The organism is Nocardioides salsibiostraticola, from assembly GCF_054783655.1.
Window position 1 is genome coordinate 37,811 of the sequence record NZ_BAAGQD010000011.1, and the last position, 26,642, is coordinate 64,452.

The following is a 26,642-nucleotide window of genomic DNA, read 5'->3' on the forward strand; positions in this document are numbered from 1 at the left end:
TCCTCGCGGTCAGTCCTCGGCGACCGCCAGCAGCGGGGCCACCCCACCGAGGCTCTTGCGGTAGCGCACGTGGGCGGCGTACTGCTCCAGGGTGCTCCACAACGTCGAGTGGGCCGACCATGGCAACGGGTCATCTCCCTGGCGCCAACTCTCGCCGAACGCGATCCACACCGGCACCCAGTCCGCCGCCAGGTCCCAGGCTCCGCGCCGGGCCTCGATCATCCGGCGTCGCATCTGGAACGCCTGACGTGGTCCGTCGACCACGATGGGCGAGTTGGCCACCGGCCACACCCACAGGTCGAGGCCCACGAGCAGCAGCTCCAGCTCCGTGAGCACCGCCGGATCGACCAAAACGGTCGCGACGTTCTCGTGCGGGCGGCGTCTCATCGTGGTTCCTCAGACGTGACCCGAGAGCTGAGCCATCCGGGCCTCGAGGTCCGCGAGGTAGCGGTCGCGTTGCTTGGCCGAGACGGCACTGTCGCCCTCGAGGTGACTGCACGCGGGGAGTACGTCGATCGACAACTTCGCCGCACCCGCCAGGGCCCGCAGCTCGTCGAGTCGGTCCCCGAACGGCGTACCGCTGCCGGGTGAGTAGGAGCGGACGACCTCGTCGATCGAGTCGGCGTACAGGTCGGCCTTGGTCACCACGATCACCAACCAGGTGGGGTACTCCCGGCGCACGGCCATCGCGGCGATCAGGTGCGAGGTGACCGTCCAGTCCTCGAGTTCGCGGGCCAGTTGCTGTTCACGATTCACCTCGGCGGTGCCCGTGGTCCCCGCCGTACGCCGGCCGGTCGCGAGTCCGTTGGCCACCACGTGGAGTACGCCGTCGACCGGCTGGTCGTGGAAGACCTCGTCCAGCGCACCCAACCGGGTGGCGGCGTTCTCGCCCGGGACGACCCGGAAGCGGAAGCCGTGCAGACGACGGCCTCGCGAGACCCGGCGTTCGAGCACCGCAGAGCCCGACTCGGCGGGACCGTCGGCGGACGCACGTCCGGAGAGGTGGTCAATCAGTTCGGTCTTGCCGACCCCGGTCATTCCGGTGACGGCGACCGTGGGGAAGCGCTGGTGGAACAGACCGGTCACGCGGTCGCGTCCGCGCCCGATGGCGCGAGGGACGGAGCGCAGGCCGGTGGGACGGGCAGCAGAGCGAGGGGTCGGCACGCGTAAGACGCTATCCGACGTACCGACCCCGACGGCTCAAGCCGTCAGTCGCCTCTTACTTACCGAAGGTGCTGACGTCGATCACGGCGCGGTAGCGCACGTCACCGGAGACGACCTTGTCGTAGTAGGCGTCGACGTCGCTGCCGGGGATGACCTCGACGGTGGCGGTGATGTTGTGCTCGGCGCAGAAGTCCAGCATCTCCTGGGTCTCGGCGAGGCCGCCGACGAGCGAACCCTCGAGCGAGCGGCGCTTGGTGATGACCGAGAACGCCCCGATCTCGAGCTTGTCGCTGGGGGCGCCCAGGTCGACCATGGTGCCGCCGCGGCCGAGAAGACCGAGGAAGGCGTCGAGGTCGACCGCGTCACCGACGGTGTTGATGAGCAGGTCGAACTGGCCGGCGAGCTTCTTGAACACCGAGGCGTCCTCGGTGGCGAAGTAGTCGGTGGCGCCAAAGGCGAGGCCGTCTTCCTTCTTCGCGTCGGTCCGGCTGAGCACGCTGACCTCCGCGCCCATGGCGGCGGCGATCTTGACCGCCACGTGGCCCAGTCCACCCATGCCGATGACGCCGACCTTGGTGTCGGGTCCGACGTTGTGGCGCTTCATCGGGGCGTACGTCGTGATGCCGGCGCACAGCAGCGGCGTGGTCGCGGCGAGGTCGACGCCGTCGGGGATGCGGACGACGAAGTGGTCGCGGACCACGATGCCCTGGCTGTAGCCGCCGTAGGTGATCTCGCCGTGCTTGTCCTTCGCGGAGTAGGTGCCGACGACTCCGTTGTCGCAGAACTGCTCCTCGCCGTCGCGGCAGGCCTCGCAGTCCAGGCAGGAGTCAACGAAGCAACCCACGCCGACGGTGTCGCCCACCTGGTGGGTGGTGACCTCGGAGCCGACCTCGGCGACGGTGCCGATGATCTCGTGGCCCGGGGTGATCGGGAAGATCGCGGCACCCCACTCGTTGCGCGCCTGGTGGATGTCGCTGTGACAGATGCCGGCCCAGGTGATGTCGATGCGGACATCGTTGGCTCGCAGGTCGCGGCGTTCGAGCTCGACGGTTTCGAAGTCGGCTCCGGCGGAGGGGGCGGACAGGGCGGTCACGGTGGTGGTCAAATGAAGCTCCTCGAGATCGGGGTTGTGATGGGCGGTACCCCTACCCAGCACCGTTGAGGCCTCAGTTGTTCCCGCTGAACGACTTGGAGGCCTCCGGAGAATGGTGAGGTGCCCGAACTTCCCGAGGTCGAGTCCGCCCGTCAGGTCGTCGAGACCCGTGCGTTGGGTCGACTCATCGCCGACGTCGACGACCGCGACACCTACGAGTGTCGTCCCCACGAACCGGGCGAGATCCGCTCCGCGTTGGTGGGTCGCGAGCTGACGACCACCCATCGCCGCGGCAAGGCGATGTGGTGCGAGACCTCCGAGGACGGACCACTGCTCGGCATCCACCTGGGCATGAGCGGTCGCATCCACGTCAGCGACAGCGACGGCCGCGGAGGAGGCAGGGCTGCGCGCAAGGCGGAATGGGACCGGTTCACGATCACCTTCGAGGACGGCGGCACCCTGCGCCTGTTCGACAAACGCCGCCTGGGCCGCATCCGCCTCGACCCAGACCTCTCCGCCCTCGGACCCGACGCCGCCGAGATCAGCCGCGACGACTTCCGCACGCGCATCGGCAAGGGCAATGCCCCACTGAAGGCACGCCTGCTCGATCAGGGAGCCATCGCGGGGATCGGCAACCTCCTGGCCGACGAGGTGCTGTGGCAGAGCAGCCTGAGCCCCCAACGGCGTACCGCTGACCTGGCTGTCGAGGAACTCGACGACCTACGCCGTCACCTGCGCACCGCGATCCGAGCCGCGATCCGTCAGGGCGGGGTGCACACCGGCGAGATCATCAAGCACCGCCGGCGCGACGAACACTGCCCCCGGTGCGGAGCGGAGATGACACGCGCGACCGTGGGCGGCCGGACGACCTGGTGGTGCCCGGTCGAGCAGACCTGATTCCCCCGCGAGTCGGCGCTTCTTGACGCCCGAAAGAGCCCGAGTCGGCGCGTCTTCAAAAACTAGCGCCGACTCGGCAGTCAGTTCGGGGCGTCGGCGACCGTGAGGTCGAACAGGACGTCCGATCCGTCGACCGAGGTGACCACGACTGCGACGTCGTAGACGTTCTCACCGTCGGTGAGTTCACAGGTCACCTCGGCGTCGACCTCCGCAGGCAGGTCCTCGGGGCACGTGACGTCGTCGGGGGCCTGACCAATCTGCTTCTCGAGCTCGGAACTGACCTGCTCGGCGACGTCGTCGGCCGTGACCGATGAGGAGCACCCGGACAGGGCCGAGACGGACAGAGCAAGTGCGATCAGAACAGGGGTACGCCGCATGGGGTCCGCCTCAGCTGGGTTCGACGGCGCCCACTGCGCGCGTCGCGCTCAGTGTCTAGCACCTCCGGACGGGCCCTGTCCGGTGTATGACCGATGAAGCGGTCAGTCCGACCCGCCGTTCGACTCGCGAGCGTCGCGCTGGACCTGCTGCCGGGACGGTTGCGGCAGTTGCCGTCCGGCCTCGCCGCCGATGCGGCCACCGTGGGGACGACCGTGATCGGCGAACTCCTGCCGGCTGAAGGCCAGGAAGTGTTCTCCCACCCGGATCCGGGCGCCGGTGCGGAGCCGCCCCGACCGGGTGAGGGCTCCGTGGACCCGCAACTCTCCGTCGACGGCCCAGATGACGAACTCGTCGTCGTTCTCGTGGAAGACGACTGCGTGGTGCGGTTCGATTCCGGCCAGGACGATGTCGGAGGTGGGGTCGCTGCCGATGGTGGTGCGGTCCTTGAGCCAGAACACCGGCTGACGCTCGCCCTCCCAGACCTCCGACTTGGCCAACACCAAGTGGGCCTCCCCGCCGCGACCGGGGTCATGCGTGGTCGTGACACGGCGGCGCCGCTGGAAGGTCGGGGCGATCGGGAAGAGGGTGGCCGGCGGGACCATCGAGCTGTTCGGAAGCACCGGCTCGCTGGCCTTCAACCGCGAGCGGGCCGAGGTCCACGCACCCTTGAGGCTGCCCAACCGGATGTGCCGCGACCGGGTGGCCCGACGCTGCCACCACGGGGCGCGGACGTCCCCGAGAGTGACCAGATGATCGCCGTGGTGCACGACCTTGACCGTGAGGTGGCGGATCGCCAGCTCGTCGGCCAACAGCCGGATCACCGGCGCATCCCCTGCGCCGGCGAAAGCGCTGGGGTCGTCCACCTCGAGCTGCAGACGACCCCGGCGCCCCCGTAGGGAGCCGTGAATGGGCTCCCGTCCTTCCACCTCCAGTGCGAAGGTGAGGTCGGCGTCCACCAGGGTGGGCATGACTCAGGCTCCGTTGGGCGAGACCGGGCGGCCGTTGTCGCTGGTCGTGATGGTCAGCGTGCCGTCGATCTTCCACGTCGCACGCGGGGCGTTGGCACCGGTGTCGCGGGGCACCTCGACCGAGATCTCTTCGAAGCGGTAGTGGATGGCGGCGTCGCGTCCGGTGAGGAACGTCCACATCCGCTGGCCCAGGTCGGTCCAGCTGACGACCTCGTCGTTGTCGGCTCCTACTGGTTGACTGCTCATGATGCTGCCCTTCAGGTCATTGTTAAACAACTTGTTTAAGTTGTACCCTCTTAATATGCGCAGACTGATTAACTCACCGCAAGGGGGTCCGCCCCTTTCCTCCGCGGATCCCACCCCTAGGGGCCCCACGCTGATGAACCAGGACTGGCGTGATCTGACCTGGCTGCACTGGGCGGTCGAACCCGAGCGGGTTGCCGGGCTCCTACCGCGCGGCGTACGCCCCGATGTGCTCGATGGGGTGACGTACGTCGGGCTGGTGCCGTTCCGGATGGTCGACGCCGGCTTCGGGTCCCGGCAGTCGGTGCCGTGGTTCGGCTCCTTCCTGGAGACCAACGTCCGTCTCTACTCGGTGGACGCCGACGGCCGACGCGGCGTGGTGTTCCTCAGCCTCGACGCCAACCGGCTGCCCGTCGTACTGGGCGCCCGCGCGACCTTGAACCTGCCCTACCGCTGGGCGGAGATGGACTACCACCGTCGACCCGGTGGCATCGACGACTCCCCCACCGGTGACATCCACGACTACACCTGCCGACTGCGACTCCCGTCGACCCAGGCGTCGAGTCGGATCCGGATCCGCGTCGGAGCGGAGCGCGAGTTGAGCGCCGTCGACCACTTCGTCGCCGACCGCTTCCGGTTGCACACCCGCCGGCTGGGCCGCCTGCTCGAGGTGCCGAACCACCATGGTCCGTGGCCGGCGTACGACGCGGAGGTGCTCGAGCTCGACGACGACCTGGTCGCCAGCGTCGGCCTGCCCGAGTTGTCCCACCGTGCCCCGGACCTGGTCGCGTTCAGCCCGGGGGTCCACACCACCTTCGGGCTCCCGAGTCTGGCGGCCGAGGTTCCGGGATCGTGAGGTCGCCGGCCCGCACACATCCGTAGGCGTCACCTGCCGGTAGCGGCGCCGACGAACCGGCCCCATGTCGCACGCGGTGATCGTCGCAACCGAGGGGTCAGGGGTGGTCGGTGCGCAGCACCGATCGAGGCGAGTGCTCTGGGTTGCCGCTGTCGCTCTCCACGCTGATGTCGATCGCGAGGTACGCCAACCGGGCGTCCTCGGTGGCGCGGTCCTCGTGCACGACCTCCGAACTCCGAGTCAACAACGCGTGGCCGATGACGATGTGCGTCAGGTCTCCGCGACACCCGGCACATCGATCCAGATGGTCGGCTGCGGCGAGGATCTCGTCGTTGTCGGCTTCGCCCCGAACCAGTGCCGCCAGGTCGGGGTGCCCGGTCGTCTCGCCCGGGCCACGGGCGATCATCCGGCGAGACTGCTCTCGCGCATTCCCATCGTGAGCGGCCCGGTTGTCGGCGACCCGGTTTCGACCGCATCCGCCTCGCGCATCAGCGTCGCCATCCGACGCATGGCTCGCAGCACGCGCGACTTGACCGTCCCCAGGGGCAGGTCGAGTCGTTTCGCGATCTGGACCTGGGTCAGCCCCTCGTAGTAGGCGAGCCGCAACACCTCTTGATCGACCTCGGACAGTCTCAACAGCGTGGCGCGGACATCGGCAGCGTCGGCGAACCGTTCGGCCGTATCCCGGCCGTCCTCCCCCACGAGGTCGCGGACGGCCTCAAGGTCGACGACCTTGTAGCGCCGCGAGCGCAGGGTGTCGATCGCGCGTCGGTGGGCGATCGTGTAGAGCCAGGCGCTGAACCGCTTCTCGGGGTCGTATCGATCGGCGTGACGCCACACGTCCAAGAACGTCCGCTGCAGGACATCCTCCGCCTCGTTCGAGCCGACGTGACGACGCAGAAACGCCAGCACCGACGGTCCGTACGTCGCGTAGATGTCCGCCAATGCCGTCTCGTCGCGGGCGGCGAGGCGAATGCCGAGGGCTTCTCCTGTATCCATGCTGAGGTCTTCACATCCCGTTAACTGCGGTTGAAGATTTTTCTGACCGCACTTCAACAGAACGTACAGTTTTGCGCAGGGCGGCGTACGCCCCCTAGGGGTGAGATGTCACCTGGGACTTCAGACGCGCGGGCCCACCTCGGAACGTCGTCGCCCTGCGCTGACGCGCACGTCAACTCCGCTCCCACCTCGGCAGCCAACCCCGTCGCACACGTGACCTCGACGGCGATCCTTGCCAGCGCGATCGCCTTCCAGCCGCGGCCCATCAGCACGCATCCGTCCGCGACATACTCGACCCGTGCTGCCTCCCTTCCTGCCCGCCGGTCGAGCACGGCCCGTGGCCCTGCTCCGCGCCGACGCCGGCTCACGGCTCGACGGGGCGGTGGCGCCGTACGTCGGAATCACCGGCGAGTTGGCCGACGGCCCCACCCCCGACGGAACCAGCCTCACGCTGACCTCCGGGGACACCCGCCTCACCGGGAGGTACGACGACGGCTTCGCTCTGGACGTGACCGTCCGGGGAGCCACCACCCACCTGCGAGGCCGCCGCAGCGGGAAGCCCGAGCGGCCGCCGACCGCGATCGGGCTGACCCTCACCGGCGCGCACCTCGGCGTCTGGAGCCTCGAGGGGACCTGGGTCTTGCGGGGGCGGGTCGACGTCACCCGTGACCTCGACGTCCCCATCGACCCACGCGACGAGGACTGGCTCGACGGCCTGACCTCATCCGCGGACGGGGTCACCGACGTGAGCGCCGGAGTCTTCGGCCAGCTCGGGCTGCGCGACCTGCGGCTGGTCACCCAGGCCGACGGATCGGCGTACGACGTCCCCGGCGAGCCGGGCACGGTCCTGCTGACCGCGACCAGCGCCGGTCCGGGCTTCTTCGACACCGCGCACACCTCGGTCTGGTCGCTGGACACCGCGACCCTGGAACTGGTCCACCGATCCGACCTGTTCTTCCGGCGCCCGGATCGCGCCGGCGTATTCGGGGATCACGCGGCCCACCTGCTCCGCGACGGCGATCGCTGGATCGTCACCACGAGCACCTGGGGCGACTTCGACCAACGCCGGACCGACGCGAGCGTCGAGGTAACCCTCGCCACCTCGACCGCGGACCTGACCTCCGGCACGCACGTCCTCGACACGCAGTCGCTGGCCCTGCCCACCGACGGATTGACCTCCGTCGGGGTGTGGGACCCGCACCTGGTGCGAACCGACGACGATTGGCTGGTGGCCTACGTGAGCGCTTCGAAGTTCTTCCGTTTCCACCCCGTCCTCGCGTCCGGGCCGACCCTCGACGACCTCACCCTGCGCGGCGCGGCCACCGACCGTCGGAGCACCGAGGGCCCGACCCTCGCGCGGATCGATGGTGCTTGGCGCCTGCTGGCCAGCGACGGGCCGGACAACCCGCGCGGGCTGAGGGAGCGCTATCCGGTGTTCGACCTCAACATGCTGGAGATCGGAACCCTCAACGCGCCGTACCCGACGAACATCCCGTGGCCCACCCTCGTCCCCACCCCCGACGGCGGCCACCTGATGGTCGGCTTCAACGGGACGACGTACGGCGGTCGCGTGGTCGGGTACGGCAGTCACGGCGACGTGGTCTTCGCCCGCAGCCCCGGCCCGGGCACTACCGCCTAGCTCGTGAATCCCGTGCGCCTGGTGTGTGGAAATCGCGAGCCAAGCGTTTCAATCACTACCCAAGCGGCTGATTGCCCCCAGGATCCGGTGTCGCCCCGTCCTGCGGGACCTCTCCGTTCGGCACGCAGTAGCTCCCACCCTCGGGGTACGACGCGGGGTACTCGCCCGGCGAGCAGTCCCACTCGTCCCCCACAGGATTGAAGGCGTACAGCACGAACGCGCCCAGACCGATCACCATCGCGACCGTGGCGATCAACGTGACCACGATCTTCAAGACCTGGGTCGTCAGGCTCGGCAAGGCCCTGGCACTCATCTCTTGGGCGCTCATCATTTCTCCTCGCGCTGGTGATCGGTCATCGGGTCGGCGGTGAAGCCTGCGGCCGGAAGCTCTCCGTTGCGGAAGCACCGGTGGGTGTCGACGTCGGCCGAGGCGGGGTAGGAGCCGTCGGGGCAGCGAATGGTGCCGGAGGCGTCCTCGTCCGCGCTGAGCTGAACCGCCAGCAGCAGTCCTCCGATCAGCACCCAGACCGAGAGCACGGCGAAGAAGAGGATCCGGGTCAGGACCCAGGGAAGCCACAGCGGCGGTCGGGTGCGAGTCCGGGTATCCATGTCGCCACCCTGCCCGAGCATCGATCCGTCACGACACCGTCCGCGTACTCATCTCCCACGAAGTGCGTGAAATGGCCCCACGAAGTTCGTGAAATGGGAACGCGAGATCCCGACTCCCGCGCCCTGCGTCCCCATTTGCCGAACTTCGCGTCCCCATCTGCCGGACTTCGTGGGGCCATTTCACGAACTTCGCGTCCCCATTTGGCGAACTTCGTGAGGGATGGGCTGGACACGTGTTCATCTTGTGACGCAGGCCACTAAGGTCCACTCTTAGCGAGTGGCCGACCGGGGTCCACGCCGCAGCTCGAGGAGACCGCCATGGGGTTCATCGCACCTGACCTGCCCGACGTCGACTACGACGAGTGGAGCAAGCTCCCGCGCGGCGAACGTCTCAAACCGCTGGCGAGGCACTGGGTGGAGCACGGCTTCGGCACGCCCCTGGGCGTCTACATCCTCTACATCGTGAAGATGGCCGCTTACCTGGTCGGCGCGGCGTACCTCATCTCCTTCACCCCTGGTCTCGGAGGCCTGGGCGAATTCACCAGCTGGTGGGACGAGCCGATCGTCTACCAGAAACTGGTCGTCTTCACCCTGCTCTTCGAGGTGCTCGGCATCGGCTGCGGCTTCGGCCCACTGACCCTGCGCTTCCTCCCGCCCGCCGGTGGGTTCCTCTACTGGCTACGCCCCGGCACCATCCGGTTGCCACCCTGGCCCACCCGCGTCCCCGGCACCGCGGGCGACTCCCGCACCCTGCTCGACGTCGGCCTGTACGTCGCCGTCCTGGCCACCGGTGTCGTCGCGTTGCTCAGCGATCCCGACCCGGGCCGACTCTCCACCGCCGTCGGCGGTGAGGTCGGACTGATCGACCCGGCGATCGTCGTCCCGCTGATCGTCACCCTCGCCCTGCTCGGCCTGCGCGACAAGACGATCTTCCTGGCCGCCCGCGGTGAGCAGTACTGGCTGACCCTGTTCATCTTCTTCTTCCCGGTGACCGTGCAGATCATCGGCTTCAAGCTCGTCATGCTGGCCCTGTGGTGGGGTGCGGCGACCTCGAAGCTCAACCACCACTTCCCGCACGTCGTGGCGGTGATGATGAGCAACAGTCCGGCGATGCGGCTCAAGTCGGTCAAACGGATGATGTACCGCGACCCCGAGAACGACCTCAACCCCTCCAAGGTCCCGGCGCTGCTCGCCCACGGCGGCACGACGGTGGAATTCCTGGTCCCGTTGTTCCTGGTCTTCATCGGTCAGGGCGGACCGCTGACCTGGGCGGCCCTGATCTTCATGGCCGTCTTCCACCTCCACATCATCTCGACGGTCCCGATGGGGGTGCCGCTGGAGTGGAACCTCTTCTTCATCGTCTCGCTGTTCTTCCTCTTCGGCGCCCACGGCGAGGTCACGATCTACGACCTCGACAACCCACTGCTTTTGGTCGTCCTGCTCCCGGCGCTCCTCGGGCTCCCGATCCTGGGCAACCTGCGCCCCGACCTCGTCTCGTTCCTGCCCGCCATGCGCTACTACGCCGGCAACTGGGCGACCAGCCTCTGGCTCTTCCGCGACGACTCCGAGCAGCGCCTCGAGACCGACCTGGTGTCCCCCAGCAAGCTCCCGATCAACCAACTCACCACCCTGTACGACGCTCAGACCGCCGACCTCATGATGCAGAAGGGCATGGCGTGGCGGTCCCTGCACGTCCAGGGCCGTGCGCTGAACGGTCTCGGCGCCCGCGCGCTCGGGTTGGACGGCGGCGACCCCGACGACCTCGCCAACCGCTACACCGCCCGCGACGGCGAGTTCGTCGCCGGGACCTCCATCGGCTGGAACTTCGGTGAGGGCCACCTGCACAACCACACCCTGCTCGAGGCCATCCAGAACCGCTGCCACTTCGCCGAGGGTGACCTGCGGGTCGTCGTCCTGGAGTCCCAACCGATCCACCGCAAGACCCAGCACTACCGCATCTACGACGCCGCCACCGGCCTGGTCGAGGAGGGCGACGTCCTGATCAGCGAGATGTTGACCCGTCAGCCCTGGCCGGTGATGGGCGAGGACTATCCGGTCCACAACGTTACGAGCCTCACCGCGCCGCTGGGTTGATCGATGGGCCCGTGGGGAAGGATGGTGCGGTGACTACTGCCGTTGTCGTCGGAAGTGGGCCCAACGGCCTGTCCGCCGCGCTCACCCTCGCCGCCGCCGGCATCTCCGTCCGGGTTCTGGAGGCCGCCGACACCCTGGGCGGTGGGGTTCGCTCCAGCGAGCTGACGCTGCCGGGACTGATCCACGACGACTGCTCGGGCTTTCACCCCCTCGCCCTGGACAACGCCTTCTCCCGCGCCTTCGACCTGACTCAGGCGGGACTGACATGGCGCTGGCCCGAGGTGCAGTTCAGCCACCCCCTCGATGAGGGCCGGGGGGCGGCGGCGTACCAATCGGTCGCCGACACCGCCGCCGGCCTCGGCGAGGACGGCCGCGCCTGGTCCCGCATGTTCGGCTCGCTCAGCGACCGCTTCGACACCATCGCCGAGGAGTTCCTCCAACCGGTCCTCCACCTCCCGGACCACCCGCTCCACCTGGCCCGCTTCGGCGCGTACGCCGCCCTACCCGCCTCGGTACTGGCCAGACGCTTCTCCACCGACGAGGGTCGAGCCCTCTTCGGCGGCGGTGCCGCTCACGCGATGCGGCCCTTCGGCGGCCCGGCTTCCTCCGCCATCGGGGTCGCGCTGATCACCGCGGCGCACCGCTACGGGTGGCCGGTCGCCGAGGGCGGCTCACAAGCCATCGCCACGGCCATGGTCAGGCTCGGCGAGGGCCTGGGCGTCACCTACGAGACCGGCGTCGAGGTGACGTCGTACGACGACCTCGGGGCACCCGATCTGGTCCTGCTCGACACCGCCCCCGGCGCTGCGGCCGACATCCTCGGGGACCGGATGCCGCGTCGTGCCGCTCGCGGCTACCGACGCTTCCGGCACGGCCCGGGTGCCTTCAAGGTCGACTACGCCGTGGCCGACGGGGTCCCGTGGACCCACCAACCGTCCCGCCGGGCCGGCACCGTGCACGTCGGCGGCAGCGTGGATGAGATGGCCCACACCGAGCGCGCCGTCGCCCGGGGACGGATGCCCGATCGGCCGTTCCTCCTCGTCGGCCAGCAGTACGTCGCCGACCCGAGCCGGTCGGTCGAGGACGTCCACCCCCTCTACGCCTACGCCCACGTGCCGGCGGGATTCGACGGCGACACCCACGCCGCCACCGAGGCCATCACCGCTCAGATCGAGCGTTTCGCTCCGGGCTTCCGTGACCGGATCCTGGCCACCCACGTCCGGAGCGCTGTGGCGATGGAGGAGCACAACGCCAACTACGTGGGGGGCGACATCGTCACCGGCGCCAACGACCCCTTCCAACTGGTATTCCGCCCTCGACCCACCCTGCGGCCCTACAACACCGGGGTCCCCGGGGCATACCTCTGCTCCGCCGCGACTCCCCCGGGTGCCGGCGCCCACGGGATGTGCGGGTATCTGGCCGCCCAGACAGCGCTGCGGGACCTCGCCCACTGAGTTTCCCCGGCGTTCTCCACACGCTTTGCCTCGCCCGATCCCCGAAATCCACAAAACGGTAACAACACGCCGCAGGTCTAGACCGATAGATCCACTTTTGAGTAACACATGACAAACCGTTGGCCACATGAGAGCGTACTTCTCAACGGCATCCCCCACGGTTGCGAATCGAACACCCCAAACTGCACCAGCAGTCGAACTCGATCCGCCGCCCCCTCGAAAGGAGGGGAACATGATCCCCTTACTCGTCATCGTCGGTCTGATCACCGCTGCGGCCGTCGCGCTCGTCACCTCGGGACCCGCCACCAGCCGCACCCGGGACATGGATTCCGCTCGCCGTGCCCGCTACCTCTCCCGCAACCCGCACGTCGTCAACTCCGGTGACATCCACCGGATGCTGGCCGAATCGGACTTGGAGATCGACCAGATCGCTCGCACCACCAACGGTGCCGTCGAGCTGGGCTACTCCTCGTTCACGATGTTCGCCTGGATCAAGCGGTACGACGCCCGGACCCTGTGCGAGGTGATCGCCGAACGCATCAGCGAGCACGAGGCACTGGCGCATCTCTCGGACGGCACCCTCCCGCAGATCGACGCGATCTCCTCCTTCGCCACCTCCCAGGACGTCCCGATGCAGGTCCGCGCCGATCGCGACGAGCGCCGTCGCCGCCAAGCCAGCCCCCGCACCCTGAACGCCGCCACTCACCGCACCCCCTCGATCTCCGTCCCGACGGTCTTCGCGCCGGGAGACTGGACCATGGAGGCCGGGCGCACCGCCGTCCTCGTGGACGAGCCGGCCACCCTCGACCTCCTCGACGAGATGTTCGACGAGATCCTCGATCAGGAGCACCCCGACGAAGGGCGTCCGGTCGTCCGACAGGCCGCCTGACCCTTCACCATCCGCAGCACCTCAGCTGCAACCGCCTCACCCCCAGACAGGGGACGCCGGCGCGCCCGTCAGATCGGCTGCATCGACACCCCGTACGACCTCCCCCCACACAACGTCAGCAGGCCACCGCTCCCCCCACCGGTGGCCTGTTGGTCATTTCGCCCCCGACTCCGCCCCCGTCTCAGGCGGCGTCTCCGGTCGCGTGACCCGGGCCGGAGGATCGCCCACCCCGCAGTGGGTGGTGGGGTCCCCGTGCGGTTCGATCTCGAGCGTGTCGTTCGAGATCGCGACGGCGGCAACCAGGGCACCGAACAACAACAGGACCATGGCCGCCACCATCGCCCGCTCGAAGCCGGCGTCGAAGGCGTCCGGTACGGCGTAGTCCGCACCGGAGATGCCCGCCACCACCGGAAGCACCGCAATGGCCACCAGCCCGGCCGCCCGAGCGACCATGTTGTTGACCCCCGAGGCCAGTCCCGCGTGCTCGTCGGGAGCGGCCGACAGGGCTGTCGCGGTCAACGGAGCGACCAACACGGCCAACCCCAGACCGAAGACGAGCACACCTGGCAGGACGTCCGCGGCGTACGACGCGTCGGGGCCGATGCGGAGCATCAGCAGCAGTCCTCCGGCGCACACCACGGGTCCGAGGCTCATCTGGAGCCGAGGTCCGATCCGATAGGCCAACTGCCCCGAGCGGGCGGACAGGAACAACATGACGATCGTGATGGGCAGGATCGACAACCCCGCCGCGATCGGCCGGAAACCGCCGACCACCTGCAACTGGATCAGCAACAGGAAGAACACCGCACCCAGACCGCCGTAGACCGTGAACGTCACCAGATTGGCCGCGGAGAACTGGCGGGAGGCGAACATCGTCAGCGGCAGCATCGGATGGCGCGCACCCCGCTCCACCAACACGAACCCGACGATCGCCAACGCACCGAGCACGGCCGCGGTCAGCACCGGCCACGATCCCAGTCCACGATCGGGTTGCTCGACCAGCGCGTAGGTCACACCTCCGAGAGCCATCACCCCCAGTCCTGCGCCGGGGACGTCGATCACCGTGGCTGCCCCCGGGTCCCGGGTCTCCGGCACGTGCCGCAGGGCGAACGCCACGACGACGACCGCCAGGGGTGCGTTGATCAGGAAGATCCACCGCCAGGAGACGGTCTCCACCAACCAGCCGCCGAGGAACGGGCCGATCGCGGTGGCCACCCCGGACAACCCCGACCAGGCGCCGATCGCCCGGGAGCGATCCTCCGGGACGAAGGACGCCTGGATCATGGCCAGACTCCCCGGTGTCAGCAACGCCGCACCCACCCCCTGCAGAGCCCGCGCGGCGATGAGGGTGGTGATCGAGGGAGCCAGCCCACACAACAACGACGCGGACGCGAACCACACCACCCCGATGATGAAAAGCCGTCGCCTACCGAACCGGTCGGCCAGCGACCCGCCCAGCAGGATGAAGGAGGCCAACGTCAGGGTGTACGCCGTCACCGTCCACTGCAGACCGGAGAACGGTGAGTCGAGCGCCCGACCGATCTCGGGCAGCGCGACGTTCACGACCGTCGCGTCGATGCCCGCCAGCCCTGAGCCGAGGATGGAGGCGGTCAGGATCCAGCGACCCTGGGCCGAACCGAGCGTGACCTGATGTCCGGCCACGACGGGTCCTTCCGCGTCGGGCGTCCTCCTGCGCGACTCCATGGATCTCGGCTCTCCTTCGAAGGCTGGGAGGGTTCGAGGCTCGGGTGCGCACCTCTTCACGGCATTCTCTCGCAACGTCCCCATCGACCGCTCTAGTCAGGTGGATCGTTTGATCCGTTTGACTGCACGATGCCCACCATCGGGGGAAGGTTGAATCACGAGGTCTATGACAAGGGGGCCACTCGGTGTCGAGCCCGGAGTTCTTCGAGCGTCTAGCGACCAACAATCCTGACGGACTGTGGCTGCTGGACGCCCAGGGGCGCACGCACTACGCCAACGAGGCCATGGGCCGGCTGCTGGGGAGGTCGCCCGACGCGATGAGCACATTGCATGTGCGCGACGTCCTGGACGACCAGGGCCTGGTGGACTTCCTGCGACACATCAACGGCGCAGTACAGGGCGATCCCGGAGAGCACAACGTCGAGGTACTCCTCCACCGACCCGACGGCAGTCAGCTCTGGGCCCTCATCAGCTGGACCCCGTTCATCGAACCGGACGGTTCGCCGACCACCACGTGGTTGCACCGGGTGACCGAATACACCGAACGTCGCCGACTCTTGGACGCTCTGACGGCGCGCGAGCAGCAACTGTCCACAGCCCAGACGATCGGTCAGTTGGGTAGCTGGGAACTGACGATGGCCACGGGAATGGTGACGGGCACCGATGAGTATTTCCGGATCTACGGCGCCCCCACGGTCGGGTTCGTGCCGACCTTCGAGGCCATGAGCGCCTTCACCCATCCCGATGACCAGGAGACGGTCGAGGAGGCCCTGGCACCGCTGATGTCGGGCGAGAGCGAGACCTTCATCTGGGAGGGCCGCATCCGAACCGGCGAGGGGGACGTGCGCTGGGCTCGGGCCCGTGGTTTCGCTTCGCACGACGACACCGGCGCCCTGGTCTCCATCAGCGGCACCCTGCAGGACATCACCGATCTGAAGGAGTCCGCACGCGAGGCTCACTGGGCCAATCAGCAACTCCGAGCCCACCTGGCGTTCACCGAGGCCGCCAACCAGGCCACCACCATGGGCCAGACCCTGGAATACTCCGCCGCCAACAACTCCCCGGACAGCGGTTGGCAACCCGTGGGTCTGTTTCTGCGGGACTCGGGCAGCGACACGATGGCCCGGGGAGACCTCGACATCGCGGTCGACGCGCGGCTCGAACCCGAGGCCTTGGCAGGCTTGGACCTCGTGCTCGCCGAACTCGCCTGGCGCACCGGGCAACGCCAGCTGGAGGCGATCCCCTGGGCTGACGGGACCGGCGTGCTGGTCGCGCAGCCGATCGCGGTCGACGGGGTAGTGATGACCGTGGTCGAAACCCTCATCGAGGATTACGACGGAGCCCTGGCCTCCCCCGAACTGATCTCCCAGATCGCTCGCCAGTTCGAGAACGTGGCGCTGCGTGCCCAGGCCGTGCACGCCCTAGCCCACGCCCGCGACGAGGCGATGGCGGCCTCCGCGATGAAGTCGGACTTCCTGGCCACCATGAGCCACGAGATCCGCACCCCCATGAACGGCGTGATCGGTCTGAACGATCTTCTTCTGGGGACCCATCTGGACCATCGGCAACGTCAGCTCGCCGAGGGTCTGCGCGAGTCCGGCCAGAACCTGCTGGCGCTCATCAACGACATCCTGGACCTCTCCAAGTTCGAGTCCGGGATGTTGGAGCTGGAGCGGCGCGAGTTCCAGGTCCGCGATGCGCTCGAGCGGGGGGCAGCGGGTCAAGGTCCCGCCGCGGCGGAGAAGGGCGTCGAGGTCACCGTGAAGGTGGACCCGAGTGTCCCGGCGACGTTGGTGGGGGACTCGGTCCGTTTCGGGCAGATCCTGAGCAACCTGTGCCACAACGCGGTCAAGTTCACCGACCAGGGTGAGGTCCAGGTGCGGCTCGACGTGGACGAACTCAACGCCGTCGACGTGTTGGTGCGGGTCACCGTGACGGACACCGGCATCGGGATCCCCCCGTCCGCTCGCGAGTCCATCTTCGCCCCCTTCACCCAAGCCGACCTCTCGACCACAAGACGCCACGGCGGAACCGGGCTGGGTTTGGCCATCTCTCAGCGCTTGGCCACGGCACTCGGCGGTGAAATCGGATTCAGCGACTCGGTCGATCAACCCGGAAGTAGTTTCTGGTTCACCGTTCGCTTGGGTCTCCCCGCACAGCGGCATGACCACCCGCAGTCCACCTCGCGCCCTCGAGCCGAGATGGCCAACCGGACGGTTCTCCTGGTCGAGGACCACCCCTCGGCCGCCGAGGCGGTGACCCAGACGCTCGCCGATTGGGGCGTCACCGTCGACCACGTCACGAACACCCAGGCCGGAGCAGCGGCCCTGAGCACCGCCGCGGCCCAAGATGCGCCATACGCCGCGGTGCTGGTGGATCAGACCCTCCCCGAGGGCGACACCGACCGGTTCGTGCAGGATCTGGTGCGCCTGGGCCACGACGGGCCTGCCGTGGTCCTGGGCGACCCACCGGCCTCGTCGCTGCTGTTCGGCGGTGGGCGAACGGTTCCCCACGTGAGCAAACCCGTTCGCTCCACCGTGCTTTACGGGGTCCTGATGGAAAGTTGGGGCTTGATGAGTCCGCCTCCACAGCCCGGGCTCGGCCGCGATACCGACTCAACACCGATCGGCGCCCGGGTCCTGATCGTCGACGACCACCCGGTGAACCAACTCGTGGCAGCAGGTTTTCTCGAAGCACAGGGCTGCCAGGTTGAACTGGCCGACGACGGACAACAGGCGTTGGAGTTCCTCCTCGTTGATGACCACGACATCGACCTGGTGCTGATGGATTGTCGGATGCCACGCATGGACGGGTACGACGCCACCCGCGCGATCCGGACCGACGAGGCGGCCCGGCTCGAGCACGGCCAGTCCGGGGTTCCGATCGTGGCCATGACCGCCTCCGTGCTTGCCGGGGAACGCGAGCGGTGCCTGGGTGCGGGCATGAGCGACTTCCTCACCAAGCCGGTCGACTCCGCAGAACTGACCCGGTGCCTACACAGATGGATCCCCTCGATGGGGGTCGCCGCAGGCGGCCCCATGGGCGACACCAGCCCCCCGAACAGCCCGAGCAATCACGAAGGTCCATCGGGCACCGAGGTGCCACCAAGCGCAGCGTCGCCGGAGCCGGTGGTGCTCGACCCCGATCGCGTCGCCGAACTCAGCGAGCTCGTCAAGGACGGTGTCTCGTTCTTCGAGCGCGGTCGACGCTCTTTCCTGACGAGGGTGGACGAGATGGTCCGCCGCATCGAGATCGACGCCGGACTCGGCGATGCCGCCGCGACCATGTCCGCGGCCCACGCCCTCAAGGGCAGCGCCCTGAACCTCGGACTGATGCGGCTGGGTGCGCTGGCGGGAAGCATCGAGTCTGCGGCCGAGACCGGCGACCCGTCCAACGACCCCGCCAACCATCCCGCTACGGGGGCCGTACCGGAGCTGGTGGGCCGATTGCGCCAGGTGTCGGCGGAGGCCGCGGGGGCGCTGTCGGATCACGCCCGCACTGCGACCTCACCAGCCAACTGACCCATCCGCCAGCCCCTCAGAACGTGTGCGGAAGCACCCGGCAGCGCTACTGTGGAGCGTGAGCCGCGCCACCCCTGCGGCCTGACCAGACCGATCGCCACCCACGCGCCCGGACATCCGACGAAGAAACGGACACCATCCATGTCTGCCTCATCCCCGCACACCGCACCCGATCTGTTCGAGCTCGCCGCCGATCACGAACAGGTGGTCTTCGCGAACGACGCCGCCACCGGCCTGCGCGCCATCATCGCCATCCACTCCACGGCGCTGGGCCCAGCCTTGGGCGGGACCCGCTTCTACCCGTATGCCGCGACGTCGCACGCGATCGAGGACGTCCTGAACCTCTCGCGCGGCATGTCCTACAAGGCGGCGCTGGCCGGGCTCGACCTCGGGGGCGGCAAGGCCGTCATCCTCGGGGACCCCAAGACCCTCAAGTCCGAGCCGCTGCTGCGAGCCTACGGCCGGTTCGTGGAGTCACTCAACGGTCGCTACTACACCGCCTGTGACGTCGGGACGTTCTCCGCCGACATGGACCACATCGCCAGGGAGACCGCCTTCGTCACGGGCCGCACCACCGCTCATGGCGGGGCCGGGGACTCCTCGGTCCTCACGGCGTACGGCGTCTTCCAGGGCATGCGTGCCGCAGCGCACGCCGCCTGGGGTAGTGACAGCCTGGCCGACCGCACCGTCGGGGTCGCCGGGGTGGGCAAGGTGGGCCGACACCTGGTCGGTCACCTGCTCGAGGAGGGCGCACGGGTGGTCATCACCGATGTCTACGCCCCCGCGGTGGCCGATATCGTCGCCGCCCACCCCGAGGTGCAGGTCGCGGAATCGGCCGATGCGCTGGTTCGCCGCGATCTGGACATCTACGCCCCCTGCGCGCTGGGTGGGGCCTTGACCGACGAGGTGGTCGAGGTCCTCAGCGCGCGCATCGTGTGTGGCGCGGCCAACAACCAACTGGCCCACCCCGGGGTGGAGAAGGCGCTCGAGGAGCGCGGGATCCTCTACGCCCCCGACTATTGCGTGAACGCAGGCGGTCTCATCCAGGTCGCCGACGAACGCGAGGGTGACTTCTCCTTCGCCCGTGCCCACGAGCGAGCCACTCACATCTACGACACGACCCGTGCCGTCTTTGCGCGCGCCGAACGTGACGGTGTCGCCCCCGCGATCGCGGCTGACCGGATCGCGGAACAGCGGATGCGCGAAGTCAGCCGACTACGCGGTGTCTGGTTGCCCTGACACCGCCCTCGACCCAAGCACCGCCTCGCAGGGCAGCCTGACGTTGGAGTACCGAACGCCAGGTTGCCCTGAACTGCGCTGACCGTGTCCCCGAGGGGACCGTCAACGAAGGTCGTTGTAGGGCTCGTCCTCTTGATCGTCAGTATCGACGGGACTGCTGACGGGTTCGGACGACTCCCCGTGCAGTTCCTTCGCCAGAGCCCCGAAGTCCGTCTCGTGAGTCCGGTACTTCAGGTCGCGAGCGACCTTGGTCTGCTTGGCTTTCGCTCGGCCGCGGCCCATAGGGTCCAGCCCCCTCGCACACTTGGCCGGGGCACCGTGGCACCCGGGTCTGATCTCGGATTACATTCTCGTGAGGTGAACGCTACCTGCTACCTGGCTGTTCCCGCACACCCGGTGCCACTTATGTGAGCAATTCGCCATCGGACCGGGCCGGAGGAACATCCCGGAGGAACGGCCCGGAGGAACAGTTGTCGGCGGGATCACCAGCCGGGGTGCTGCCCGACCAGTTCCACGGTGGCGGACTGGGCCGGGTCGGCGGCGATCTCCCCGGCGACCCAGGACTTGATGCCGTGAGCCTCCAGCGACGCCAGGGCGTCGTCCACGGCATGGGGCGGAACCATCGCGAGCATCCCGACCCCGCAGTTGAGGGTGGCCTCGAGGTCGGGTTGGCTGATCGATCCGACGTGGCGGACCAGATCGAAGACGGGTTGGGGCAACCAGGTGCCTCGCTCGATCGTGGCCTTGAGCTCGACGGGCATGACGCGGGCCAGGTTCGCAGCCAGTCCACCACCGGTCACGTGTGACATGGCGTGGACCTCGGTCGCCTTCGCGAGGGCCAGGCAGGCCAGGGTGTAGATCCGGGTGGGCTCGAGAAGCTCCTCACCCAGGGTCCGGCCGAGCTCGGCGACCTCACGGTCCAGCGACCAGCCCGCTCCCCCGTCGGCCGACGAGGCGAGTAGCACGTGTCGCACCAACGAGTAGCCGTTGGAGTGCAGTCCGCTGGACTGCATGGCGATGACGGCGTCGCCGGGTCGGACCCGACCGGGACCGAGCAGGTCATCGCCCTCGACCACTCCGGTGGCCGCGCCGGCGACGTCGTACTCGTCGGGGGCCAGCAGACCCGGGTGCTCGGCGGTCTCGCCGCCGATCAGCGCACAGCCCGCCATGATGCAGCCCTCGGCGATGCCTTTGACGATGGCGGCGATCCGTTCGGGCACCACCCGGCCGGTGGCGATGTAGTCGGTCATGAACAACGGCTCGGCGCCACAGACCACCAGGTCGTCCACGACCATCCCGACCAGATCGATGCCGATGGTGTCGTGGACGTCCATCGCCTGGGCGATCGCCACCTTGGTGCCGACGCCGTCGGTCGAGGTGGACAGGATCGGCCGCTTGTACGACGTCAACGCGGAGGCGTCGAAGAGCCCGGCGAAACCGCCCAGCCCGCCGATCATCTCTGGCCGTCGCGCGCGCTCGATCGAGCCCTTCATCAGGTCGATCGCCGTGTCGGCGGCTTCGATGGAGACCCCGGCACGGGCGTAGGCATCGTTCATCGTCGAACCCCTTCTCGGGTGGGTGCTGGTCAGAAGGCTCGTGCGAGCCGGGAAGACTTACGGGTTGTTCAGGACAGGCAGGGCCTTGCCCAGGGTCGGGCTGGACAGGCTCATCTCGAGCAGGTGCTTGCCCAGCAGACTCTCGTCGGGCAACTCGATGGGGTACTCCCCGGTGAAGCAGGCCGTGCACAGCGACTCCTTCGGCTGCGCGGTCGCCTCGATCATGTTCTCCAGGGAGATGTACCCCAGGCTGTCCGCGCCGACGCTCGCGGCGATCTCCGCGGGGTCCAAACCGTTGGCGATCAGCTCCGCGCGGGTGGCGAAGTCGATGCCGTAGAAGCAGGGCCACTTCACCGGCGGGCTGGAGATGCGCACGTGCACCTCGGCGGCGCCCGCCTCGCGCAGCATCCGGACCTGCGCCCGCTGGGTGTTCCCGCGAACGATGGAGTCATCGACGACCACGATCTTTCGACCACGGATCATGTGGTCCAGCGCGTTGAGCTTCAGCCGCAGACCGAGCTGGCGCAGGGTCTGGCTGGGTTGGATGAAGGTCCGGCCGACGTAGGCGTTCTTGACGAAGCCCTGGCCGAACGGGATGCCGCTCTCCTCGGCGTACCCGGACGCCGCGGGGGTGCCGGACTCCGGGACGGGCATCACCATGTCTGCGTCGACGGGGAACTCGCGGGCCAACAGGCGCCCCATCTCCACGCGCGCCTCGTGCACGCTGCGGCCGCTGATCCGCGCGTCGGGCCGGGCCAGGTAGACGTACTCGAACACGCAGCCCTTGCGGGCCGGTTCGGCGAAGGTGTGCGAGCGCAGGCCCTGCTCGTCGATCACGATCATCTCGCCCGGCTCGACCTCCCGGACGACGCTGGCTCCGATGGTGGCCAGGGCTGCGTCCTCGCTGGCGACCACCCAACCGCGGTCCAACCGGCCCAGGACGAGCGGACGGATCCCCTGGGGGTCGCGGGCCGCGAAGAGGGTGTCTTCGTTCATCCAGACGAAGGAGAAGGCCCCGGTGATCGTCGGCAGGACCTCTAGGGCGCGCTCCTCGAGGGTGCCGTTCGGGTGGTGTGCCAGCAGGGCGGTGACCAGACCGGTGTCATTGGTCGACGACTCGAGGTCGCGGGCGTGGATGTCGAGCTGGTCCGGTTCGCTGGGCAGGTCCGCGACCTGCTGGGCGAGGTCGTGGGTGTTGATCAGGTTGCCGTTGTGGCCCAGCGCGATCGACCCGGCCGAGGAGGGCCGGAAGGTGGGCTGGGCGTTCTGCCAGGTGCTGGCGCCGGTCGTCGAGTAGCGGGAGTGCCCGATGGCCAGGTGGCCCTTGAGGGAGTCCAGGGTGGTCTCGTCGAAGACCTGGGAGACCAGCCCCATGTCCTTGTAGACCAATATCTGCCGGCCGTTACTCACCGCGATGCCGGCCGATTCCTGGCCGCGGTGTTGCAGGGCGTAGAGGCCGAAGTACGTCAGCTTGGCCACGTCCTCGCCCGGCGCCCACACACCGAACACACCGCAGGCGTCCTGGGGACCCTGGTCCTGAGGATCCAACGCATCGGTGAGCCGTCCGTCGCCACCGGTTCGCGCGGGTCGGGGAGATGGCACAGATCCGCTGGTACTGAGGTAGGGCACGCCCCGAGTCTAGGAGACTCGCGACCAGACCGCGCGATTCCCGTTCAGCCGCAAGATTGTTCACTAAGATGGGAACGAGCCGGAGAAGTGCGACCGTCGGGCGGAACAGGCACGAGGAGTGATGGAACACACCGGTAACGGGGATCTGGGTACGACGCGCATGGACGTCGACCAGTGGTCGGATCACACCTCTCGCGAGACCCTCCAGCAACTTGCCGACTCGGTGACGGAGACGGTCGGCTTCGCTGTGGCCGTGGTGAACGTCATCCGAGGCGACACGATGACCACCGTGACCGTGTCCAGCGATCGCCACGAGATCGCCGCTCGTTTGCTCGGAGCACGGACCCCGACGACGTTGATCCTCGACGAGCTCGAGCGCGCCGAGCGGCGCGGTCGCTTCCATTTCGTACCGCAGGAGCGGGTTCGCCTCGACATACCGGCGTGGGGGTGGCGCTCCGATGTGCGCCCCCGCGATCTTCCCGACTCCTGGCAACCCGATGACCTGTTCTTCGCTCCGCTGTACTCCGAGGAGGGCGGCCTGATCGGACTGCTGTCGACCGACATCCCCCTCGACGGACTGCGCCCCGGGCCGGCCACCCGACAACTGTTGGATCGGTACGCCGAGCAGGCCGAGCGCGCCGTACGGGCGGCCATCGAACGCGACCAGCACGCGCAGCAGGAGCGGCTGACCGAGGCCGCCCGCCGCCTGGTGCGGACCGCCTCGAGCCAGCCCACCCTGGAGCGGGTGCTCGAGGAGTGCCGCGAACCGCTCCTGCTGGGCTTCGGGTCGATGGGGACCTGGATCCAGGTCTTCGAGGTGCACGGCACCGAGGTCGGCGAAGGCATCCTCGCCGACGGGTCGATCCTGACGATTCCCGGTCGGATGGTGCTGATCTCCCAACGCGCAGCAAAGAAGCTCTGGGACATCCAGGAGGCCGCCGTCATCAGCCTCGACACCACGAACAACCCGTTCCTCTCGCCGGATGATCACGAGGCCGTCACTGCGTTCATGAGCGACTTGAACATCGCCTCGGTCATGTTCGTCCCCCTCGGGGCGGGTGGGGACACCTTCGGCATTCTGGTCCTCCCCCGCCGACCCGAGGACCCGCGCTGGACGCGCCTGGAGACGACCAGCGTCCTCGACATCGGCCGCGACCTCGGGGCCGCCATCCTCAACGCGCGGGCGTTCGAGACGAAGAGTCAGCTGATCGCCGACCTGCAGAGCCTCGACGCGTACAAGTCGCAACTCATCGCCACGGTCTCGCACGAGTTGAAGAATCCCCTCACCGCGATCATGGGGCACCTCGAACTGTTGTCGACCCTCGAGGACCTCTCCTCCGCGACCCAGGCGTCGGTCGCGGCCATGGATCGCGGAGCGCACCGGTTGACCGGATTGGTCGACGACCTGCTCCTGCTCGCGCGAGTCGACTCGGGGGCACATCGCACCTTGACGTCGGTCGATCTGGGCCAACTCGCCAGCCGCGCCGTGGACCGGCTGGTCCGCGAGGAGGACGCGCCGACCGTCCGACTGCTCGCCCCCGGCGGGGTCATCGTCGAGGGCAACCACGATGAGTTGAAGCGGTTGGTCGCGGCACTGTTGGACAACGCCGCGCGGTACGGCGGCGGGCGGGTGGAGGTCACCCTGCGCAGCTGGGGAGAGGACATCGTCCTGGAGGTCACCGATCACGGCATCGGGATCGCCGTGGAGGAGCAGGGCCTGATCTTCAACGAGTTCTTCCGCTCCCCCGACCCCGTCGTCACCGACATCATGGGTAGCGGCCTCGGGCTGAGCATCGCCGGACGGATCGCCGAGCGTCACGGCGGACGCATCGATGTGGTGTCGACGCCGGGATCGGGAAGCACCTTCACCCTCACCCTCCCGCGCGAGGACCCGGTCTCGGCCCCTTCACCGTTTCCGGCGCGGGCCCGGTTGCGACCCGCCGGATCGCCGTCCTTCGCAGGCTCACGATGAGTGCACACGAGCTCCCAGCGCTGCCCGAGACCACCGGCACCTATCCACCGGCGGGCCTGACCGAGGCCCTCGAGGTGGCCCTGTACGCCGCGCTGACCCACCTTCCCGACGTGACCCGGGCCGAGGTCTGGGGTCACCACCACCCCGAGGGCGTCTTCCGCCTGGCAGCGATCGGATCCGCCGGCGACGACCCCGGCACCCAAGCCCGCCGTACCGCCCGCAGCCTCCTGGTCGACGTTCGGCCCAGCCCCGAACCGCGCTTCGCCCGGCTGCAGGGCGTCGGCTCCGCCGCACAGATCCACCGACCCCTCACCGATCGGTTCGACCTCCCGCGCGGCCTACTGGTGCTCACGATGCATGAACACTCCTTCGGTGAGGACCTCAACGATCCTCAGGAGCACCGCGCGCTCCACCGGTTGGCCGAGCAGGCGCAGCGAGCGATCCGCCGGGCCGAGGAGCTCGCCCGGGCCGACGAGCACCTGCGGCTGGCCGAGGTCGCTCGCGAGGTCGTGCGGACCGCGAGCGCCCAACTCGACCTCGACACCGCCCTCGAGAACTGCACCACACCCCTGGCCCGGGGTTTCGATGCCCTCGTAGCCCGCATCCGCACCTATCCCACCGAGGAGTTCCCGGAGGCCGGCACACCCAGGCTGGACGCCCCGGATGAGACCGTCACCCTCATCCACCGTCTGTCACATCAGTTGTGGCGGGCGGAGCGAGCGGGTCAGATCGCCGCGTCGCTGCGTGATCCTCTGGTCACCTCCGAACGCGAGTACGTCCTGCTGGTAGCGCTGATGGAGTCTTTCGGTTGGGGCCGTGCCCTGCTGGCTCCGATTGGCGCCGGCAACCAGTGCCTGGGGCATCTCATCCTGGGTCGCGGGCCGGACTCGGCTGCTTGGAGCGCCGAAGAGGAGAAGACCGTCATCGAGATCGGCCAGGACCTCGGCCGCGCGGTCCTGAACGCACGCGCCTTCGACACCGAGCGCCAACTGGTCGATGACCTGCGGGAGCTCGACGCCTACAAGAGCGACCTGATCGCGATGATGTCCCATCACCTGCGCAATCCGCTGGCTGCGATCGTCGGTCACGTGGAACTCACCTCCGGGGATGCGGCCCTCTCCGATGAGGCTCAGCACTCACTCGACGTCATCGAGCGGGGCACCCAACGCCTCACCCGGGTGGTCGACGACCTGCTGACCTTCGCGCGGGTCGGCGACCCTCGGCACCCACTGGAGGCCACCGAGGTCGATCTGGACCGCGTCGTCATCGAGGTGGCCGAGCAGGCCGCGATGTCGCTGCACCAGCGCAGTCAACGACTGTCGATCACGCACGCGGGCCGACCCGCCATCGCCGCGGGCGACCACGACGAACTGGACCGGCTGGTGAGCAACCTGCTGAGCAACGCGGTGAAGTACACCCCGGACGGTGGCCATATCTCCATCACCACCGTCACTCGCGACGACGAGGTCGAGGTCGTCGTCAGCGACGAGGGATTCGGCATCAGCCCCGAGGATCAGGCGAGGTTGTTCACCGAGTTCTTCCGCAGCACCAACCCTCACGCGCTGTCCCAACCCGGGACCGGGCTGGGGCTGGCCATCGTCTCGCGGATCGTCCAGCGCCACCTGGGACGGGTCGAACTCGACTCGACCCTCGAGGTGGGCAGCACCTTCCGGGTGGTCCTACCGTCGGCCAGGGCCGCTGGCCGACGGTAGGAGTTCCCGGGGGGAGGTGGAAGGCG

General features: G+C 68.5%; 24 protein-coding genes. 10 read left to right on the forward strand and 14 right to left on the reverse strand.

Annotated elements, in window-relative coordinates:
* Positions 1-9: 9 nt before the first annotated feature.
* From ACYVLV_RS06550 to ACYVLV_RS06560, 3 genes are read right to left on the reverse strand one after another with little or no spacing between them, the layout of a single operon-like run.
* Positions 10-387 (reverse strand): hypothetical protein, encoded by a 378-nt coding sequence (locus tag ACYVLV_RS06550; protein WP_460808660.1) that lies wholly within the window; start codon positions 385-387, stop codon positions 10-12.
* A gap of 9 nt (positions 388-396) precedes the next feature.
* Entirely contained in the window at positions 397-1,164 is a 768-nt protein-coding gene (locus tag ACYVLV_RS06555) for a GTPase domain-containing protein (protein WP_460808662.1), read from the reverse strand.
* Between the two features lie 55 nt (positions 1,165-1,219).
* On the reverse strand, positions 1,220-2,269 hold the full coding sequence (locus ACYVLV_RS06560) for an NAD(P)-dependent alcohol dehydrogenase (RefSeq protein ID WP_460808663.1): 1,050 nt from the start codon (positions 2,267-2,269) through the stop codon (positions 1,220-1,222).
* Between the two features lie 108 nt (positions 2,270-2,377).
* Between ACYVLV_RS06560 and ACYVLV_RS06565 the strand changes: the two genes are divergently transcribed.
* On the forward strand, positions 2,378-3,154 hold the full coding sequence (locus tag ACYVLV_RS06565) for an Fpg/Nei family DNA glycosylase (protein ID WP_460808664.1): 777 nt from the start codon (positions 2,378-2,380) through the stop codon (positions 3,152-3,154).
* An 80-nt stretch (positions 3,155-3,234) separates the two neighbouring features.
* On the opposite strand, the gene ACYVLV_RS06570 is transcribed toward ACYVLV_RS06565, so the two are convergent.
* The 3 genes from ACYVLV_RS06570 to ACYVLV_RS06580 all read right to left on the reverse strand — a co-directional run bounded on the left by ACYVLV_RS06570 (position 3,235) and on the right by ACYVLV_RS06580 (position 4,746).
* Complete coding sequence (locus ACYVLV_RS06570; RefSeq protein WP_460808666.1) at positions 3,235-3,531, reverse strand: DUF4333 domain-containing protein; 297 nt, start codon at positions 3,529-3,531, stop codon at positions 3,235-3,237.
* Positions 3,532-3,633: 102 nt separating this feature from the next.
* Positions 3,634-4,500, reverse strand: coding sequence for an FHA domain-containing protein (locus tag ACYVLV_RS06575; RefSeq protein ID WP_460808667.1), 867 nt, complete (start codon positions 4,498-4,500; stop codon positions 3,634-3,636).
* Positions 4,501-4,503: 3 nt separating this feature from the next.
* Entirely contained in the window at positions 4,504-4,746 is a 243-nt protein-coding gene (locus tag ACYVLV_RS06580) for a hypothetical protein (RefSeq protein WP_460808669.1), read from the reverse strand.
* A 55-nt stretch (positions 4,747-4,801) separates the two neighbouring features.
* Here ACYVLV_RS06580 and ACYVLV_RS06585 point away from each other — a divergent pair, with 55 nt between their 5' ends.
* Positions 4,802-5,599 (forward strand): YqjF family protein, encoded by a 798-nt coding sequence (locus ACYVLV_RS06585; protein ID WP_460808670.1) that lies wholly within the window; start codon positions 4,802-4,804, stop codon positions 5,597-5,599.
* 97 nt (positions 5,600-5,696) lie between these two features.
* Here ACYVLV_RS06585 and ACYVLV_RS06590 read toward each other — a convergent pair whose 3' ends face one another.
* Together ACYVLV_RS06590 and ACYVLV_RS06595 are read right to left on the reverse strand one after the other, a co-directional pair.
* Entirely contained in the window at positions 5,697-6,005 is a 309-nt protein-coding gene (locus ACYVLV_RS06590) for a hypothetical protein (protein ID WP_460808672.1), read from the reverse strand.
* Positions 6,002-6,598: an RNA polymerase sigma factor gene (locus ACYVLV_RS06595; protein WP_460808674.1), complete on the reverse strand. Its 597-nt coding sequence runs from the start codon at positions 6,596-6,598 to the stop codon at positions 6,002-6,004. The genes ACYVLV_RS06590 and ACYVLV_RS06595 overlap by 4 nt, the downstream gene beginning before the upstream one ends.
* 298 nt (positions 6,599-6,896) lie before the next feature.
* Between ACYVLV_RS06595 and ACYVLV_RS06600 the strand changes: the two genes are divergently transcribed.
* Positions 6,897-8,237, forward strand: a complete 1,341-nt coding sequence (locus ACYVLV_RS06600; RefSeq protein ID WP_460808676.1) for a hypothetical protein — start codon at positions 6,897-6,899, stop codon at positions 8,235-8,237.
* Between the two features lie 55 nt (positions 8,238-8,292).
* On the opposite strand, the gene ACYVLV_RS06605 is transcribed toward ACYVLV_RS06600, so the two are convergent.
* A complete protein-coding gene (locus tag ACYVLV_RS06605) occupies positions 8,293-8,565 on the reverse strand; it encodes a hypothetical protein (protein WP_460808677.1) in 273 nt (90 codons plus the stop codon).
* On the reverse strand, positions 8,565-8,846 hold the full coding sequence (locus ACYVLV_RS06610) for a hypothetical protein (RefSeq protein WP_460808679.1): 282 nt from the start codon (positions 8,844-8,846) through the stop codon (positions 8,565-8,567). The genes ACYVLV_RS06605 and ACYVLV_RS06610 overlap by 1 nt, the downstream gene beginning before the upstream one ends.
* A gap of 318 nt (positions 8,847-9,164) precedes the next feature.
* Between ACYVLV_RS06610 and ACYVLV_RS06615 the strand changes: the two genes are divergently transcribed.
* From ACYVLV_RS06615 to ACYVLV_RS06625, 3 genes are all read left to right on the forward strand, one after another.
* Positions 9,165-10,940 (forward strand): DUF3556 domain-containing protein, encoded by a 1,776-nt coding sequence (locus tag ACYVLV_RS06615; protein ID WP_460808681.1) that lies wholly within the window; start codon positions 9,165-9,167, stop codon positions 10,938-10,940.
* A 29-nt stretch (positions 10,941-10,969) separates the two neighbouring features.
* Positions 10,970-12,394: a phytoene desaturase family protein gene (locus tag ACYVLV_RS06620; protein WP_460808682.1), complete on the forward strand. Its 1,425-nt coding sequence runs from the start codon at positions 10,970-10,972 to the stop codon at positions 12,392-12,394.
* A gap of 232 nt (positions 12,395-12,626) precedes the next feature.
* Entirely contained in the window at positions 12,627-13,283 is a 657-nt protein-coding gene (locus tag ACYVLV_RS06625; protein ID WP_460808683.1) for a hypothetical protein, read from the forward strand.
* Positions 13,284-13,436: 153 nt separating this feature from the next.
* Here the strand turns inward: ACYVLV_RS06625 and ACYVLV_RS06630 are convergent, their stop codons facing one another.
* Positions 13,437-14,987, reverse strand: a complete 1,551-nt coding sequence (locus tag ACYVLV_RS06630) for an MFS transporter (RefSeq protein ID WP_460808684.1) — start codon at positions 14,985-14,987, stop codon at positions 13,437-13,439.
* Between the two features lie 185 nt (positions 14,988-15,172).
* Between ACYVLV_RS06630 and ACYVLV_RS06635 the strand changes: the two genes are divergently transcribed.
* Both ACYVLV_RS06635 and ACYVLV_RS06640 read left to right on the forward strand, forming a co-directional pair.
* Positions 15,173-18,508, forward strand: a complete 3,336-nt coding sequence (locus tag ACYVLV_RS06635) for a response regulator (RefSeq protein WP_460808687.1) — start codon at positions 15,173-15,175, stop codon at positions 18,506-18,508.
* Between the two features lie 141 nt (positions 18,509-18,649).
* On the forward strand, positions 18,650-19,747 hold the full coding sequence (locus ACYVLV_RS06640) for a Glu/Leu/Phe/Val family dehydrogenase (protein ID WP_460808689.1): 1,098 nt from the start codon (positions 18,650-18,652) through the stop codon (positions 19,745-19,747).
* 102 nt (positions 19,748-19,849) lie between these two features.
* Here ACYVLV_RS06640 and ACYVLV_RS06645 read toward each other — a convergent pair whose 3' ends face one another.
* From ACYVLV_RS06645 to purF, 3 genes are all read right to left on the reverse strand, one after another.
* Entirely contained in the window at positions 19,850-20,029 is a 180-nt protein-coding gene (locus ACYVLV_RS06645) for a DUF3073 domain-containing protein (protein WP_460808690.1), read from the reverse strand.
* A gap of 200 nt (positions 20,030-20,229) precedes the next feature.
* A complete protein-coding gene (purM, locus tag ACYVLV_RS06650; RefSeq protein ID WP_460808692.1) occupies positions 20,230-21,303 on the reverse strand; it encodes a phosphoribosylformylglycinamidine cyclo-ligase in 1,074 nt (357 codons plus the stop codon).
* A gap of 57 nt (positions 21,304-21,360) precedes the next feature.
* Positions 21,361-22,932: an amidophosphoribosyltransferase gene (gene purF / locus ACYVLV_RS06655; RefSeq protein ID WP_460808693.1), complete on the reverse strand. Its 1,572-nt coding sequence runs from the start codon at positions 22,930-22,932 to the stop codon at positions 21,361-21,363.
* 121 nt (positions 22,933-23,053) lie between these two features.
* Between purF and ACYVLV_RS06660 the strand changes: the two genes are divergently transcribed.
* Entirely contained in the window at positions 23,054-24,904 is a 1,851-nt protein-coding gene (locus tag ACYVLV_RS06660) for a sensor histidine kinase (protein WP_460808696.1), read from the forward strand.
* Positions 24,901-26,616, forward strand: coding sequence for a sensor histidine kinase (locus tag ACYVLV_RS06665; protein ID WP_460808698.1), 1,716 nt, complete (start codon positions 24,901-24,903; stop codon positions 26,614-26,616). Before ACYVLV_RS06660 ends, ACYVLV_RS06665 begins: the two co-directional genes overlap by 4 nt.
* Positions 26,617-26,642: the final 26 nt, after the last annotated feature.

What these genes read in the sequence shown, in the direction of transcription:
- ACYVLV_RS06550 (WP_460808660.1), bottom strand. Translation starts at nt 387, where the DNA reads ATGAGACGCCGCCCGCACGAGAACGTCGCGACCGTTTTGGTCGATCCG.
- ACYVLV_RS06570 (WP_460808666.1), bottom strand. Translation starts at nt 3,531, where the DNA reads ATGCGGCGTACCCCTGTTCTGATCGCACTTGCTCTGTCCGTCTCGGCC.
- ACYVLV_RS06575 (WP_460808667.1), bottom strand. Translation starts at nt 4,500, where the DNA reads ATGCCCACCCTGGTGGACGCCGACCTCACCTTCGCACTGGAGGTGGAA.
- ACYVLV_RS06580 (WP_460808669.1), bottom strand. Translation starts at nt 4,746, where the DNA reads ATGAGCAGTCAACCAGTAGGAGCCGACAACGACGAGGTCGTCAGCTGG.
- ACYVLV_RS06585 (WP_460808670.1), top strand. Translation starts at nt 4,802, where the DNA reads ATGCGCAGACTGATTAACTCACCGCAAGGGGGTCCGCCCCTTTCCTCC.
- ACYVLV_RS06590 (WP_460808672.1), bottom strand. Translation starts at nt 6,005, where the DNA reads ATGATCGCCCGTGGCCCGGGCGAGACGACCGGGCACCCCGACCTGGCG.
- ACYVLV_RS06595 (WP_460808674.1), bottom strand. Translation starts at nt 6,598, where the DNA reads ATGGATACAGGAGAAGCCCTCGGCATTCGCCTCGCCGCCCGCGACGAG.
- ACYVLV_RS06605 (WP_460808677.1), bottom strand. Translation starts at nt 8,565, where the DNA reads ATGAGCGCCCAAGAGATGAGTGCCAGGGCCTTGCCGAGCCTGACGACC.
- ACYVLV_RS06610 (WP_460808679.1), bottom strand. Translation starts at nt 8,846, where the DNA reads ATGGATACCCGGACTCGCACCCGACCGCCGCTGTGGCTTCCCTGGGTC.
- ACYVLV_RS06615 (WP_460808681.1), top strand. Translation starts at nt 9,165, where the DNA reads ATGGGGTTCATCGCACCTGACCTGCCCGACGTCGACTACGACGAGTGG.
- ACYVLV_RS06625 (WP_460808683.1), top strand. Translation starts at nt 12,627, where the DNA reads ATGATCCCCTTACTCGTCATCGTCGGTCTGATCACCGCTGCGGCCGTC.
- ACYVLV_RS06630 (WP_460808684.1), bottom strand. Translation starts at nt 14,987, where the DNA reads ATGGAGTCGCGCAGGAGGACGCCCGACGCGGAAGGACCCGTCGTGGCC.
- ACYVLV_RS06640 (WP_460808689.1), top strand. Translation starts at nt 18,650, where the DNA reads ATGTCTGCCTCATCCCCGCACACCGCACCCGATCTGTTCGAGCTCGCC.
- ACYVLV_RS06645 (WP_460808690.1), bottom strand. Translation starts at nt 20,029, where the DNA reads ATGGGCCGCGGCCGAGCGAAAGCCAAGCAGACCAAGGTCGCTCGCGAC.
- purM (WP_460808692.1), bottom strand. Translation starts at nt 21,303, where the DNA reads ATGAACGATGCCTACGCCCGTGCCGGGGTCTCCATCGAAGCCGCCGAC.
- ACYVLV_RS06660 (WP_460808696.1), top strand. Translation starts at nt 23,054, where the DNA reads ATGGAACACACCGGTAACGGGGATCTGGGTACGACGCGCATGGACGTC.
- ACYVLV_RS06665 (WP_460808698.1), top strand. Translation starts at nt 24,901, where the DNA reads ATGAGTGCACACGAGCTCCCAGCGCTGCCCGAGACCACCGGCACCTAT.